At 73.9% G+C, this 14,541-nt stretch carries 15 protein-coding genes; 11 read left to right on the forward strand and 4 right to left on the reverse strand.

Annotated features, from left to right (window positions below; translation table 11 throughout):
* Window positions 1-139 precede the first annotated feature (139 nt).
* The 6 genes from OG617_RS20180 to OG617_RS20205 all read left to right on the forward strand — a co-directional run bounded on the left by OG617_RS20180 (window position 140) and on the right by OG617_RS20205 (window position 4,742).
* Window positions 140-517: a globin gene (locus tag OG617_RS20180; protein ID WP_405094607.1), complete on the forward strand. Its 378-nt coding sequence runs from the start codon at window positions 140-142 to the stop codon at window positions 515-517.
* Window positions 514-1,608 carry an FAD-binding oxidoreductase gene (locus tag OG617_RS20185; protein ID WP_405094608.1) on the forward strand — a complete coding sequence of 365 codons (1,095 nt, stop codon included), beginning with the start codon at window positions 514-516 and terminating at the stop codon, window positions 1,606-1,608. Before OG617_RS20180 ends, OG617_RS20185 begins: the two co-directional genes overlap by 4 nt.
* A 148-nt stretch (window positions 1,609-1,756) precedes the next feature.
* On the forward strand, window positions 1,757-2,614 hold the full coding sequence (locus OG617_RS20190; protein ID WP_405094609.1) for an SAM-dependent methyltransferase: 858 nt from the start codon (window positions 1,757-1,759) through the stop codon (window positions 2,612-2,614).
* A gap of 744 nt (window positions 2,615-3,358) precedes the next feature.
* Window positions 3,359-4,066: a hypothetical protein gene (locus OG617_RS20195; RefSeq protein WP_405094610.1), complete on the forward strand. Its 708-nt coding sequence runs from the start codon at window positions 3,359-3,361 to the stop codon at window positions 4,064-4,066.
* A gap of 14 nt (window positions 4,067-4,080) precedes the next feature.
* Complete coding sequence (locus tag OG617_RS20200) at window positions 4,081-4,341, forward strand: hypothetical protein (protein ID WP_161687487.1); 261 nt, start codon at window positions 4,081-4,083, stop codon at window positions 4,339-4,341.
* Window positions 4,338-4,742, forward strand: coding sequence for a hypothetical protein (locus tag OG617_RS20205; RefSeq protein WP_405094611.1), 405 nt, complete (start codon window positions 4,338-4,340; stop codon window positions 4,740-4,742). The genes OG617_RS20200 and OG617_RS20205 overlap by 4 nt, the downstream gene beginning before the upstream one ends.
* Window positions 4,743-4,791: 49 nt before the next feature.
* Here OG617_RS20205 and OG617_RS20210 read toward each other — a convergent pair whose 3' ends face one another.
* On the reverse strand, window positions 4,792-5,478 hold the full coding sequence (locus OG617_RS20210; RefSeq protein ID WP_405094612.1) for an SMI1/KNR4 family protein: 687 nt from the start codon (window positions 5,476-5,478) through the stop codon (window positions 4,792-4,794).
* A gap of 88 nt (window positions 5,479-5,566) precedes the next feature.
* On the opposite strand from OG617_RS20210, the gene OG617_RS20215 reads away from it, so the two are divergent.
* Both OG617_RS20215 and OG617_RS20220 read left to right on the forward strand, forming a co-directional pair.
* A complete protein-coding gene (locus tag OG617_RS20215; RefSeq protein WP_405094613.1) occupies window positions 5,567-6,079 on the forward strand; it encodes a GNAT family N-acetyltransferase in 513 nt (170 codons plus the stop codon).
* Window positions 6,080-6,338: 259 nt separating this feature from the next.
* Window positions 6,339-7,280: an RICIN domain-containing protein gene (locus OG617_RS20220; RefSeq protein WP_405094614.1), complete on the forward strand. Its 942-nt coding sequence runs from the start codon at window positions 6,339-6,341 to the stop codon at window positions 7,278-7,280.
* 83 nt (window positions 7,281-7,363) lie between these two features.
* Here OG617_RS20220 and OG617_RS20225 read toward each other — a convergent pair whose 3' ends face one another.
* The 3 genes from OG617_RS20225 to OG617_RS20235 form a co-directional block, all read right to left on the reverse strand.
* Window positions 7,364-8,215: an aldo/keto reductase gene (locus OG617_RS20225; protein ID WP_405094615.1), complete on the reverse strand. Its 852-nt coding sequence runs from the start codon at window positions 8,213-8,215 to the stop codon at window positions 7,364-7,366.
* 193 nt (window positions 8,216-8,408) lie between these two features.
* Window positions 8,409-9,605: an endonuclease gene (locus OG617_RS20230; RefSeq protein ID WP_405094616.1), complete on the reverse strand. Its 1,197-nt coding sequence runs from the start codon at window positions 9,603-9,605 to the stop codon at window positions 8,409-8,411.
* A 53-nt stretch (window positions 9,606-9,658) separates the two neighbouring features.
* Window positions 9,659-10,633, reverse strand: a complete 975-nt coding sequence (locus OG617_RS20235) for a LysR substrate-binding domain-containing protein (protein WP_405094617.1) — start codon at window positions 10,631-10,633, stop codon at window positions 9,659-9,661.
* Between the two features lie 136 nt (window positions 10,634-10,769).
* On the opposite strand from OG617_RS20235, the gene OG617_RS20240 reads away from it, so the two are divergent.
* From OG617_RS20240 to OG617_RS20250, 3 genes are all read left to right on the forward strand, one after another.
* On the forward strand, window positions 10,770-11,702 hold the full coding sequence (locus OG617_RS20240; RefSeq protein WP_405094618.1) for a serine hydrolase: 933 nt from the start codon (window positions 10,770-10,772) through the stop codon (window positions 11,700-11,702).
* A 154-nt stretch (window positions 11,703-11,856) separates the two neighbouring features.
* Window positions 11,857-12,837 (forward strand): MBL fold metallo-hydrolase, encoded by a 981-nt coding sequence (locus OG617_RS20245; protein WP_405094619.1) that lies wholly within the window; start codon window positions 11,857-11,859, stop codon window positions 12,835-12,837.
* 71 nt (window positions 12,838-12,908) lie between these two features.
* A complete protein-coding gene (locus OG617_RS20250; protein WP_405094620.1) occupies window positions 12,909-14,534 on the forward strand; it encodes an AAA family ATPase in 1,626 nt (541 codons plus the stop codon).
* Window positions 14,535-14,541: the final 7 nt, after the last annotated feature.

Here is a 14,541-nt window from a genome sequence, read left to right on the forward strand (position 1 = left end):
GGTGCTGGCTCCGGGGATGCGTCCTCCCCCGACGCGTCCCCGCCCCCGCCCGCCCCGGCGCCATTCCACCGATCAACCGGGGCCCTCCCCGCATCGAATCCGATGACGAGGGCTCCTCCTTTCAGCAGGGAGCGTGAACGTGGCGTACTCGGACGAGGTCGTGCGGGAGGCCGTGTGGCAATGGCTGCGGCTGGTAGCGGCGGACGCGGAGCTGGAGCCGTACCTGGTCGGGGTCGATCTGGGCCGGTTCGCCGACCACCTGGCGGCGACCCTCGGCGCGGCGCTCGACGGGCGCGCGGCGGCGGACGCCTGGCCGGGGCTCGGGCTGGGGGAGGAGCAGCACCGGCGGCTGGTCGACTACCTCGCCGGGGTGCTCTGGGCGCTCGACGTGCCGCAGGCCGCGATCGCCGCAGCCCGCGCCGCCTTCGCCGGGGAGGCACGCCCAACGGGGACCGCCGGGGAGGCACGCCCAGCCAGGGCCGTCGGAGAGGCACATCCAACCGGGGCCGGCCGGTGAGGGACGTCGACCTCGCCGCCTCTTGGGCGGTCACCGTCGCCGGCATCGACCGGGCCGCCGACCACTTCTGGTGCACGCTCGCCGACCGGATGCCCGCCCTGCTGTCCGAACGGGACGCGCCCCTGTTCCTGGCGGCCCTCGGCCAGCTCGCCACCGGCGACGACGACCGGGCCGGGCGGGCCGCGCTGCTGACCGTTCTCGGCCGGGCCTGGCGCGACTGTCACCTCGGCCCGCACCACCAGGTGCTGGTCGGCGACGCCCTGGTCGCCACGGTGGCCCGCCACGCCCGCCCACAGTGGACGACCGCGCTGGCCGCCGCCTGGGACCGGGCCGCCGTCCGCGCGCTGACCGCCGTCCGGCACGCCGCCGCCCGCGTCGGCGACGGCCCGGCCTGGTGGCCGGTCGAGGTGCTCGACCACGACCGGCCCGCCGAGGGCGTCGCCATTCTCACCGTACGTCCCTGGCGGCGGCTGCCGTTCCGCCCCGGCCAGGCCGTCCCGGTCAGCGTGCCCGGCCTGCCCGGCCGGTGGCGCTGGTACTCACCCGCCAACGCGCCCCGCCCCGACGGCACTATCGAGCTGCACGTCCGCGCCGCCGGCACCGTCTCCCGCAGCCTCGTCGACCGGGTACGCCCCGGCGAGCAGCTCTGGCTCGGCCCGCCCCGCGGCGCCGGCCTCACGCTCGCCCCCGACTCGACCGCCGACCTGCTTCTCGTCGCCGGGGGCACCGGCCTCGCCCCGCTGCGCGCCCTGGTCGAGCAGGTCGCCGCCGAGCAGGCGACCAGGGCCGGCCGGCGGGTGACCCTGGTCGTCGGCATCCGCGCCTTCGCCGACCTGTACGACCCGATCAGCCTCGACAAGCTCCAGACCGCCCACGACTGGCTGACCGTGGTGCCCGCGTTCTCCCACGACGAGCACGCCGAGCCCGACGAGCGGGGCGACGCCCTCACCGTCGCGCTGCGGCACCATCGGCCGGGCCAGGAGGTGTACGCCTGCGGCCCACCCACGATGGTGGCCGGCACGCGGCTGCGGCTGCTCGCCGCCGGGGTGCCCGCCGCCCGCATCCACCTGCCCGACGACTGCGACCGCTGACCGCACCCGCCGGCCAGAGAAGACACGGAGTGTCCACCCGCGATGATCGGCGGGTCAGCGGTCCGGCGATCTGACGCATACGCTGTGTGGGGGCGCCGGCCGACCGGGAACCTGCGGCGGGCCGGAGCCTTTCCTGGCCGCACGAACGATGAGGATTCCCGTGGGTTCCGCAACCCCTCAGGACGACCACACCGCTCGGCTCTCCGACCGATTCGACACCAGCGTGCCCCACCCCGCCCGGCGCTACAACTACTGGCTCGGCGGCAAGGACAACTTCGCCGTGGACCGGGAGTCCGGCGACCGGATCGCGGCCGCGTACCCGGCGATCCGCACCCTCGCCCGGGAGAACCGGGCCTTTCTCCAGCGGGCGGTACGGTACCTGGCCGCCGAGGCCGGGGTCCGGCAGTTCCTCGACATCGGCACCGGCATCCCGACGGCCGACAACACCCACGAGGTGGCCCAGGCCGTGGCCCCCGAGTCGCGGGTCCTGTACGCCGACAACGACCCGATGGTGCTGGCCCACGCGCGGGCGCTGCTGACCAGCTGCCGGGCCGGCGCGACGGCATACCTGGACGCCGACCTGCGCGACCCGGAGCGCATCCTGGCCGCCGATGAGCTGCGCCGCACGCTGGACCTGTCCCGGCCGGTGGCGCTGCTCCTGGTCGCGGTCGTGCACTTCCTGACCGACGCCGACCGGCCGTACGAGGTGGTCGGCCGGCTGGTCGAGGCGCTGCCGTCGGGCAGCTACCTGGCGCTGAGCCACGTCACCATCGACCTCATGCCCGCCGAGGTCGTCGCGCGGATGAACGTCGAGCTGGCGGCGCGCACGGTCGAACGGGAAGCCGTCCCCCGGTCCCGGGCGGAGTTCGCCCGGTTCTTCGACGGCCTGGAGCTGGTTGAGCCGGGGGTCGTCCCGGTGACGCAGTGGCGTGCCGAGGTGCCCGAGTCCGAGCGACCGCCGCTGGCCGAGGCGTCCATCTACGGCGCGGTCGCCCGCAAGCCCTGACCCGCCGCCCCGCCGGCGCCACGGGCGCGGCGGGCCGGCAGGGTCAGCCCACCCCGGCGTCGCCGAACTCGCGGACGCCATCGACGCCAAGAGTCGTCCGGCTGTTGTCGGCCCACGCGCTGTTGTCGGCCCACGCGCTGTTGTCGGTTCATGCGCCGGTGTTGGCAGGGCGATTGCGAAGTCGGGAGGAAGCGTTTCGATCAGGAGGTCTGGGGGTCCTGGCGTGGGCGCCGCTCCACGGCAGGTATGCCTCCCGGCGCCTATGGAGCTGAGTCGGATACGACATCAGCCACGCCCGCCGCGATCGGCGAACGCAAGCGACGACCCGACGGAGCGGTGCGTAACGCGACGGCGGTTGGTAACGCGACGGCGGTTGGTAACGCGACGGCGGTGGCCCGACCGGCGGTGATGACGTAAACGACTCAGCTCCATAGGCGCCGCCCCACGGCATCGACCGCCGCGCCCACAGCTCCGCCCCGGGCCACGGTCCCCGGGCCGACCAGAGACCGCACCCGCGACAACGCAATGACCCTGCCGGTGTTGGTCCACGCGCCGGTGTCTGTCCATGCGTCGGCATCAATGCCAGCTCGGCTGGATCTTCAGCCGGTGGACATGCATGAACCAGCGATTTCCGCCGCCAGCGATTCCCAGCTTTCCTGTCGCTGTCCCGATAGAAGAACCGCTCTGGTGATCTACCCAGGTCGATAGAGTCCCCGGGCAAAGGCCGTCACCGAAAGGCGGGCCATGAAAGCCCTTCCTCCTTCCCTATCCCGTCGGCGTCTCCTCGTCGGCGCGGCCGCCGCTTCGGCGCTCACCGCCGTCGCCGGGACCGCCGCCGAGGCCGCCCCATCCACCGCGTCCACCGGGCTCGCCGGTGCGCCCGTCGCCCATGACCGGATCGCCGCCGCCCGCCTCCTGGTGACCGGCATCGGCCCTGCCACGGCCGGATTCCAGGCCGACCTCCACGAGCGGCTGACCGCCTGGTTGGCCTTCTGGTCGGCCAACTCGCCCCCGTCGTGGAGCGCCCCGGTGGAGGTGGTCGGCGAGCCGACCGCCACCGGCGACGCCTTCACCCTGCACACCCTGCGCGTACGGCGGGGCGAGCACCTCGCCGACGGTTTCACCGCCGCCCGGCGGGACGCCGCCCACCTGGCCACCGAGGCCAGCCTGTACCACCACTTCCCCTCCGTCCGGCGGCTGCCCGGCGGCGGGCTGCGGGTGACCGACGGGCCCGCCGCGTTCACCGGCTCACCCGAGCAGGTCGCCTTCGCCGGGGCGGCGTGCCGCGAGCTGTGGGGCTTCGCGGTGGCGGGCACCACCGACTGGCGGGACCACGCCAACCGGGCGCTGGCCCGGTCCGGCCATCGCGCCGACGTCGCCTCCCGCGCCGGGTGGGCGGCCTTCACCAGGGCGAGCCTGCGGCTCGGCCTGGGCACCGAGTCCTACCAGTAGAGAAGAGACAGCAGATGGCACGCAGCGAGTTCCGGTTCGTCGTCGACGGGGTCGACCTCACCGCCGACCAGCAGAGCCTCATCTCCCGGGAGATCCAGAAGGCCGGCCTCAACGCCCTGAGCGTGGCCGGCAGCAAGCTCACCAACCCGCTCACCGTCGGGCATGGCAACATCAAGCTCCGGCCCGAGTGGTATGGGCTGTGGGTGATCAACGGCCCGTTCGCCGACGAGATCGGCCAGAAGATCAACGACCTCGGGTTCTGGATCCAGAAGTGACCCAGCCCCACCATCGGCCGGACCCGCCGGAGCGGATGTGCCCGAGTACGCCGGCGGCCAACGCCACCGTCTTCCTCGGCATGATCACTCCGGCGGGGCGGGTCGCCTACGTCACGCCGCAACTCCCGGCCGAGGTCGCGCTCGCCACGGTCGCCGGGTCGCCGGAGCCGGTCGAGTCCCGGTACCGGCTCGCCGGCCCCTGCGTCACCTCGTCCTGCGGCTTCTGGACGGGCGACCACTGCGGCCTCGGTGCCCGCGTCGCCGACTCGTACCGCGAGGTCACCGGGGCGACCGAGGCCGAGCTGCCGCGCTGCGCGATCCGGCGCTCCTGCCGGTGGTACGCCGAGCAGGGCGCCGCCGCCTGCGCCGCCTGCTCCCACGTGGTCACCGACGCCCGCTGACCGGCCGCCGGTTCGCCGTCGCGCGCCGGCCCCCGACCGGCCGCCGGAGTCAGGGGCGGGCCGCTCCCGCCCCCGCGACGCGACGCGCCGCCTCGTCCAGCCAGCGGCGGTACCACCCGGCGAAGCCCAGCGGCGTGCCGTCGTCGTCCAGCAGCGGCTCCAGCCCGCCCTCCTCGGCGGTGCCGTCGGCCCACATCGTGCCCCGGGCCGGCCCGGTGACCACCAGGACGTCCCGCAGGGCGCAGCCCTTGTGGCACAGGTACAGCAGGCCGACGAAGTGAGCCTCGTCGTACATGATCGCGTTGTGCTGTTCCCACCAGGCCTCCTCGGCCGTGGCGTACTCCTCGGCCGAGGCGAAGTCGTCCTCCTCGGGCATCTCGGGCACGTCGTCCGCCTGGTTGAACGCCTCGGTGTAGGGGAACGGCCGGACCAGGGAATCCGGGGTCGTCATGTCGGCGCCGTCGCCCTCCCACTGCCACCGGCCGTCGACCCGCCTCGGCGGGAACAGCCCGTACGCCGGGCCCGCGCCGCCCTGGCCGGCCTGGAGCAGGAACGACCGGTACTCCGCCGGCAGCTCCACCTCGAACTGGCCCTCCAGCTCGGCCAGCTCCGCCGGGGTCAGCGGCGGCTCCAGCTCCCAGCCGTGCCCGTCCGTCCCGAACACCTCGTCGGCCGTCGGCGCGGCGGCCAGGAGGCTCAGCTTCTGTCGTACGTCAGACCAGTCGTGTCCCGTCACGCCCGGGACCGTACCGGCCCCACCGACGCGCGCCGGGCTGTCGGTGGTTTGAGGTTGACTGGGCGCACCGAGCACGGAGGAGGGCCATATGGGCGGGACGTCGGCGGGGGTGCGCATCGAGCGGTGGGCCGAGGGCGACCTCGACCTGCTGCGCCGGCTCAACATCCACGAGGTCCGGGAGCACACCGGGGGCCCGGAGACCGAGGAACAGGTCGTCGCCCGGCACGCCCGTTACGTGGCCGGGCCCGGCCCTGGCAGCGGGAACATGTTCACCGTCGTGCTGCCCGAGCGGGTCAAGGTCGGCAGCGTCGGCTTCTGGGAGCGGGTCTGGCACGACGAGCCGGTGTACGAGATGGGTTGGGCGATCCTGCCCGCGTACCAGGGGCGCGGGCTGGCCACCGCGGCGGTGCGCGAGGCGCTGGCCCTGGCCCGCGCCGAGCGGACCCACCGGCACGCCCACGCGTACCCCTCGGTGGGCAACCCACCGTCGAACGCCGTCTGCCGCAAGGCCGGCTTCGCGCTGCTCGGCGAGACCGAATTCGAGTACCCGCCGGGCCGGTGGATGCGCTGCAACGACTGGCGCTTCGCGCTCACCCGCTGACCGCCCCGGCGCCCTTCCCGGTGTGGGACACCCGTCGGCACGGGGGAGCCGTCGACTGACTCCCCCGCCCCGACCCCCCGTGGCTGTCTCCTCAGCTTGTCCAATGGCGGCGACGACTGGAAGGGAAGTCGGGTGTCCCGGACAGGGAACTGTTGTCCGGGCAGGTCACGGGCCTGTCCGGAACGGTTGTCCGCAGCATGCCTGGCGCATCAGGCAGCGGAGGTTGCCCGGAACTGGGACTACCGGCAGCATGAGCGTGGTGGGAACAGGGAGTGTTCGGCCGGAAACGGCACGCGACGCGAGCGAGTTCGTCGGGATGATGCGACAGCTCAAGGAGCTGTCCGGGTGCACCCTCCGGGAGTTGGAGCAGCGTGCGGTCGGCTGGGGCGACGTCCTGCCCCGAAGCACCACGGCGGATGTGCTGCGCCGGCCCAACCTGCCACGGCCGGAGGTGCTGACCGCGTTCGTGCGTGCCTGCACGGGGAGCGAGGAACAGGTCACGAGCTGGTCGGCGGCTCGCGCCAGGTTGGCCGCGAGCAGTTCCCCGGCAACGGTTCCGCCGCCACCGGCACGCCCGGCACGCCCGCCGGCCCCGTGGCGACGCCGCGTGGGGATCGGGGTGGCCGTGCTGGTCGCCGTCGTGCTGGTCGCCGTCAGCGCGATGGTCCTGCTCCGCGAAGAGGAACCGGCCGCGCCGCCGGGTGGGGCTGACGCGTCCACGCCCGCCGGCCCGCGCTTGGCCACCGGAGGAAGCGTGGTGCGGATCCGCCCGGTGGGCGTACCCGAGTTCTGCCTGACCGAGGGCCGGGACAGTACGGGACAGTACGAACACGCCGTCGTGGTCCAGCGGGCCTGCGCGGGCGCGGAGCCGCCACAGACCATCCTGCAACTCGTGGCCGACGGCCTGCACCAGATGAAGTGGAACCACCCGACCCAGGGCTTCGGGTGCCTGACGGTGCGCGATTCCGACCCCGGGACGGGCCTGGTCGAGCCCTGGACGGACTGCGTGGCCGGCGGTTCCCGGCAACTGTTCCGGCTCGAACCCGCCGGGGCGAGCGCCTACCGGCTGCGCTCGGCGGCGAACGACGCCTGTTTCGGAATCAAGGGAAACGCGACGGCCAGCGGCGCGGAACTGGCCCGTCAGCAGTGCACAGCGTCAGACAGCCAGGTCTTCCTGGTCGATGTGGTCGCGCCGGCCTGAGGCCAGCGGCACGGGTTCCCGGCCCGGCCGGCGGGCCCTCCCCACCGGTCGTGAAGGCGGTGACGAGGGCCCGACGCGTCCGCTCAGTCGGGGAGGTAGTCGAAGGTGTCCGGGTTCGGCCCCTGCCGGCCCGTCTCGCCCTTGTCCAGGCCGCTGATCCGGGCCATCGTCGCGTCGTCCAGCTCGAAGTCGAAGATCCGGAAGTTCTCCTCGACCCGGCTCGGGGTGGTCGACTTGGGGAAGACGATGTCGCCGCGCTGCACGTGCCAGCGCAGCACGACCTGGGCCACGGTCCGGCCGACCTGCCCGGCGATGTCGACCAGGGTCGGGTCGTCGAGCACCTTGCCCTGCGCGATCGGGGACCACGCCTCGGTACGGATGTCGTGCGCGCTGTTGTACGCGCGCACCTCCTCGTTGCCGAGGTACGGGTGCACCTCGATCTGGTTCACCGCCGGCGCCACGGTCGCCTCGGCGGCCAGCCGCTCCAGGTGCGGCACCTGGAAGTTCGACACCCCGATGGAGCGGGCCCGGCCGTCCCGCTGGAGCTCCTCCAGCACCTTCCAGGTGGAGACGAAGTCGCCGTCGTAGCGGGTGGGCAGCGGCCAGTGGATCAGGAACAGGTCGATGTGGTCCATCTTCAGCGCCGCGAGCGTGGAGTCGAACGCCCTGCGGGCGTCGTCCGGGCGGTGGAAGCCGTTGTTCAGCTTGCTGGTGACGAAGACCTCGTCACGGTCCAGGCCGGAGGCGCGAACCGCCTGACCCACCTCGGCCTCGTTGCCGTACATCTCGGCGGTGTCGATGTGCCGGTAACCGATCTTCAGTGCCCGGCCGACCGCCTCGGCGGTGTCCTTTGGCTCGATCTGGAACACCCCGAAGCCGAGCTGCGGGATGGTGTTGCCGTCGTTGAGTGCGATGTCGGGAATCGTGTTCGCCATTCGCCTGCCTCTCCCATTCGTCCGGGGCCGGCCGGTTCGGGAGCGTTCCCGGCCGCCGTCCGGCCCGGCTGTGCCACCCGGTTGTCGTACCCCTTCCGGCCGTTTCCTCACGGTCCGGGGTGGGTGATGTGCGACAACCGGGCGGCTCCGGCGGCCGAACGAACGGCCGAACGAACGGGCGGGCGGGTGCCGGTCAGTTCCAGATCGCGGCGGCCCACTCCGGGTGGTCGATGAACGGGTTCCGGTTGCCCTGCCAGCGGTCGTAGATGACCTGGTTGCGGCGCTTCTCGAAGGCGTCCGGCGGGTCGAGCTGGTTCCAGGAGAGCAGCACCGACAGCTTGCCCAGGTACGGCGCGCTGCCGTTGGACACGGAGTTGTTCATCTCCAGGTTCGGCCAGCCGTCGCCGCCCTCGTACCGGATCGCCATGTACATGATCATGCGGGCCACGTCGCCCTTGACGGCGTTGCGCGGCTCGAACGAGTCGGAGTCGGTGTAGCAGCCGGTGGCCTCCGAGACGGCGCTGCCGCCGTTGTCGAAGTCCTTGTTGCCGCGCGTCGAGTTGACCGAGACATCCTCGGGGCGCAGGTGGTGCACGTCGGTGCCCGGGCCGGTGGCGGTCCCGAAGTCCCCGTGCGACTTGGCCCAGACGTGCTCCCGGTTCCAGTCGTTGACCCCGCCGCCGTTGGTGGTCTTGCTCTGCGACCGGCCGGTGTAGAGCAACAGCACGTTGTTGGCGTTCGCCGGGTCCTGGTCGGTGTCCTTCAACGCCTCCCACACCTGGTCGTAGCTGAGCTTCGTCTGCGTACTGATGATGGTGTGCAGCGAGCTGCGCAGCGCGGTGCCGGTCTTGCCGACGGCGTTGACGTAGTACGTCGAGTCGTACGGGCCGGAGCCGCCGGTCGGGCTGGGCGACGGGGTGGGCGTGGCGGTGGGCGTCGGGTTGGGGGTGCCGCCGCCGAGGCTCATCGCGGTCGGGTTCTTCAACCCGCCGTGGCTGAAGTACGCGGTCAGCGCCCCGGTGGTGGTGACCTGCCTGCCCCGCAGCCCCGGGTTGGTCAGCAGCCCGAAGCCGCTCCGGTACGCGGCGGTCACCTGGACGTAGAGCATCCTGCTCGTGCTGGTCTCGGCGGCGGTGTCGGCGATGGCGATGGCGGTGTCGGCCGTGTAGCCGGACGTGATCACCGTGGACGTCGCGGTCGGCTGGCCGATGACGTACCCGGTGACGGTGGCCGCGCGGCCGTCCTGGGCGGCCAGCGCCTGAGCGACGGTCAGCGGGGCCGCCGCCGACGCGGAGGTGCTCGCCACGACGGGTGTCACCAGCGCCGCGGCCAGTGCGAACGCCGTGATCAGCCGCCCGGACAGCGAGCGGGTGATGCTCTTTGTATTCATGCTCAGCGATGTTAGCGGCGGATGCGTGAACACCGGGAGAGCGCCGGGGAACTTTACGGGGGTGAATCCGCCGATCGGGGTTCGAACAGCACTGGCCAGGGGCGCGGGCCAGGGGTGAGGGGGTCGGTCGGCCGCGTCGGCTCCGCGTCGGCGAGCACCCCGGCGGCCAGCTCCCCGAAGACCGGGGCGGCTGGGTGACCGGAGCGCTGCGGCCAGGCCGCCGAGGTGCGCTTCACCAGCGGCGCCCCCGCGACCGGCCGCCAGGCGATGCGCGGTTCTCGGCGGGCCGCCGCCGCCGGCTCGACGGCCACCGCCCCGCCGGCCAGCACCAACCCGAACAGGAACTCCGGGTTCCGGGCCGGCCGCACCCGCCGGGGCGTGAAGCCGTGCCGCCGGCACACGTCCAGGACGTGGTCGTGCCACTGGGGTGCCGTCGCCCGGGGCGCGGCGATCAGGTCCAGGCCGGTCAGCGCCGCCAGCTCGACCTCCCGGGGCCGCGCCAGCGGCGACGCGCGGGGCAGCACCACCCCCAGCGGTACGGCCACCGCCGGCCCGAACCGCAGCCCGTCAGCGCTGACCGGGTGGTGCAGCAGCCCCACGTCCAGCCGCCCCTCGGCGAGCATCCGGACCTGCTCGGCGCTGGTCAGCTCGTGCAGGTCGACGTCCAGCCCGGGGGCCCGGGCGGCGAGCCGGTCCAGCAGCTCGCGCAGCGTCACCGCCGGGGTCTCCGGCGGCACCCCGGCCCGCAGCACCCCGAGCGTCCCGGCCCGGACCTGGCGCATCAGGTTGCGCGTCCGCTGCTCGGCGGCGAGCAGCTCGTCGGCCTCGCCGAGCAGGAGCTGGCCGGCGGTGGTCAGCCGCACCTGCCGGCGGGACCGGTCGAACAGCTCGACGGTCAGCTCCCGCTCCAGCCGCTGGATCGACTGGCTCAGCGGCGGTTGCGCCATGCCCAGCGTCTCGGCCGCCCGCCCGAAGTGCAGCTCGCGGGCGACCACCACGAAGTGCCGCAGGTGCCGGAGCAGGTCCACGGCCGCCGACCCTACGCCAGCGACCCGGCCGGGAGGACGGGGCGGGAAACGGGGCGGCGACGGCCGGCGGCGGCTCGTCCGCGCGCCGACGGTGGCGGGCCGACGTCCGGGCCTCGCTCGCCGGTACGGTGCCGGGGTGACGGTGGGGGAGCGGATCGCGGACGTCTTCGGCCGGGCCGGGGTGGCCGCCAGCCTGCACGTGGTCGACGTCGACGACGACCCGGAACGGGCCCTCGGCGACGCGGACCCGGGGCGGGTGGGCGGGCGGGCCCGCGAGGTGGCGGTGCGCGCCGACGAGCAGGTGGTCATCGCGTCGGTCTTCAAGATTCTTCTGGTGCTGGAGTTCGCCCGGCAGGCCAGCGTCGGGCAGCTCGACCCGACCGAGCGGGTGCTGGTCCGGGCGGCGGACCGGCTCGGCGGCTGGGGGGTGGCCGGCTGCGCCGACGACGCCGAGGTGTCGCTGCGCGACCTGGCGTACTTCGCCATGTCGGTCAGCGACAACACGGCCGCCGACCTGCTGCTGCGCCGGGTCGGCCGGGACGTGCTGCCGATGCTCGCCACCGAGCTGGGGCTGCCGCGTACCCGGATCGTCGGCGGGCCCCGCGAGCTGGTGGAGACGATGCTCGCCGACGTGGGCGCCCGCACCGAGGCGGAGTTCGCCCGGATCTTCCCCACCCTCTCCGACGAGCGGGTCCGGGCCATGCGGGTGCTCGACCCCGCGCACACCACGTCGAGCACCGCCCGGGAGATGACCCGGCTGCTCGGCCTGATCTGGCGCGACGAGGCCGGCCCTGCCCCGGCCTGCGCGACGGTCCGGGAGCTGATGGACCGGCAGCTCTTCTGGACCCGGCTCGCCTCCGGCTTCCCGCCCGGCGTGCGGGTCCGCGCCAAGACCGGCACCCTGCCCGGCCTGCACCTGGAGGCCGGGGTCGCCGAGTACCCCGACGGCCGCCGGTACGCGATGGCGGTGTTCGCCCGCACCGAGCGGCTGGCGACCCGCCGCATCGACGTGGACCTGGCCATGGGCGAGGCGGCGCGGATCGCCGTCGAGGCCCTGCGCGACGGCTGATTTTCCCGGCCCGCCGCCGCTCGGGCAGGAGTGCTGAGCTGGGCCGATACCCGATCGCGTATCGGCCGTACGTGCCGTCGATCTTGGACGCGGCCCGGGTGCGGTGGTGAGGTCGGGGGGTACCTTCCGCACCACCTGACGGGGAGAACCCACCATGCCCGAGAACCACCTCGACCGCCGCCGCCTGCTGCGCGACGCCGCCGCCGGAGCCGCCCTGGTCACCGTCGGCGGCCTCGCCGCCGCCGGACCGGCAGCCCCGGCCCGGGCCGCCGCGCCCACCCCGGCCCCCGCCCCCCGCCGCACCGGAGCCGTCAGCTTCCGCTGGTGGGGCACCTCGGGCTGGCGGATCGACATCGGCGACCGGACGGTGCTGGTCGACCCGTACCTGAGCCGGTACGACACGGGGCTGTTCACCGGGAAGTTCAACCAGGAGACACCGCTCACCGTCGCCGAGGACGTCCTCGACCGGTACGTCGACCGGGCCAGCACGATCCTGGTCACCCACACCCACTGGGACCACTTCAACGACGTGCCCCGGATCGCCCAGCGCACCGGCGCGCGCGTGGTCGGCACGCTCACCGCGTACCACCTCGGGTTGGCGTACGGGCTGCCGGTCGGGCAGCTCAGCCCGGTCAAGGGCGGGGAGGTGCTCCAGTTCGGCGACCACTCCGTCGAGGTGGTCAGCTCGCTGCACAGCCGCAACGCGTCGTACTCGATGGCCTTCCCCGGGGTGCGGGTGACCCCGCCGGCCCGGCCTGAGACGATCGCCGACCTGCCGGAGGGCGACACCCTCGCCTACCAGGTGCGGATCGCCGACGGGCCGACGGTGTTCCTCATGGGTGCCAGCGACTTCGTCGAGCGCGACCTCACCGGCCTGGCCCCGGACGTGGCGATGGTCGCCCTCCAGTCCAGCACCGTCACCGCGGACTACGTGCCCCGGCTGATGGCCGCCCTCGGCAACCCGAAGGTCGTGGTGCCGGTGCACTGGGATAACTTCGAGACGCCGCTGGTCAACCCGCCGACGGTCGCGCCGGCCGACCGCGACCGACTCAACGCGCTGGTCGCGGCGGTGCGCGCGGCGTCCCCGCGGACCCGGGTGCTGGTGCCGGAGTACGGCACGGCGTACCGCTTCTGACAGCCGCCCCGGCCGGGGCCGTCGGTGCTAGAGTCTGGCCGGCTCGGCGCGTCCCCGGGGGAGGAACTGCGATGGTGGGAGTCTTCCGCGACACCCTGTCCCAGTTGCTCAAGGCCCGTGTCCCGGTGCTCCAGGTCTGCTCGTACGAGGAGCAGCGGGTGCTCGGCGAGATCGCCGCCGTCGCCCACGACGTCGCCCTGGTCCGGACCCCGCGCGGGGTCTGGACCTGGTCGGCGACCCGGGGCCTGGTGCCGCCCGACGGCAACCGGCGGCAGGGCACCACCGATCCGGTCGCCGCCCTCGACGCGGCCTGGCGGATCGACGAGCCGGCCCTGCTGGTCATCTCCGACCTGCACCCCGCGCTCGGCGCCGGCGGCCGGCCCGCCGATCCGGGGGTGGTGCGCCGGCTGCGCGAGCTGGCCGTGGCCTACCGCAGCGGCCCCGTGCCGCGCACCCTGGTCCTGCTGTCCCCGGTGCCGGACCTCCCGGTCGAGCTGGCCAAGGACGTCACGGTCGTCGACTTCCCGCTGCCCACCGAGCCGGAGATCCGCGCGGTGCTGGACGGGATCATCGTCGCCAACGCTGCCACCGGCCGGATCCGCATCGACCTGGACGAGCGGGGCCGCGAACGGTTCGCCAAGGCGGCCCTCGGGCTGACCCTGCACGAGGCGGAGAACGCGTTCGCCCGGGCCATGGTGGACGACGGGGTGCTCGACGCCAGCGACCTGCGGCTGGTGCACGAGGAGAAGCGGCAGGTCGTCCGGCGCAGCGGGCTGCTGGAGTTCCTCGACGACCCGGTGGCGCTCGCCGACGTCGGCGGCCTGGAGAACCTCAAGCGCTGGCTGGCCAAGCGGGACGGTGCCTGGCTCGCCGAGGCCGCCGCGTACGGGTTGCCGGCCCCGCGCGGCGTGCTGATCACCGGCGTCCCCGGCTGCGGAAAGTCGCTGACCGCTAAGGCGGTCGCCGCCGCCTGGGGGCTGCCGCTGCTGCGGCTGGACATCGGCAAGGTCTTCGCCGGGCTGGTCGGCTCCAGCGAGCAGAACATGCGCGAGGCGATCCGGATCGCCGAGGCGACCGCGCCCTGCGTGCTGTGGCTGGACGAGATCGAGAAGGGCTTCGCCGGTGGCCCGGGCGACTCGGGCACCTCCGCCCGGGTCTTCGGCTCGTTCCTGACCTGGATGCAGGAGAAGACCAGGCCGGTCTTCGTCATCGCCACCGCCAACGACTTCGCCGCCCTGCCGCCGGAGCTGCTGCGCAAGGGGCGGTTCGACGAGATCTTCTTCGTGGACCTGCCGACCAGGGCCGACCGCGCCTCGATCTGGAGCCTGCACGTCGCCCGCCGGCTGCGGCACCCGGCCGTGGCCGGGGAGCTGACCGTCGACTCGGGACTGCTGACCGAGCTGGCCGGGCTCAGCGACGGCTACTCCGGCGCGGAGATCGAGCAGGCCGTCGTCGCCGGGCTCGTCGACGCGTACGCCGAGCGCCGGCCGCTGCGCCGCGACGACCTGTTGCGCGCACTCGTCAACATGGTTCCGTTGAGTGTCACCCAGGCCGAGCGGATCGCCGCCGTGCGGAGCTGGGCGGAACACCGGGCGGTCGCCGCGACCGCCGCCGAGGACTGGGACCTCGACCCCCGTCCGGCGGGCGGCCCGGGCCTGCCGGGCGGGGGGCACGGGGGCCGGGCGGTGGAGTTCTGATGCCGGT

The organism is Micromonospora sp. NBC_01412, assembly GCF_045040215.1.
Classification (GTDB): domain Bacteria; phylum Actinomycetota; class Actinomycetes; order Mycobacteriales; family Micromonosporaceae; genus Micromonospora; species Micromonospora rubida.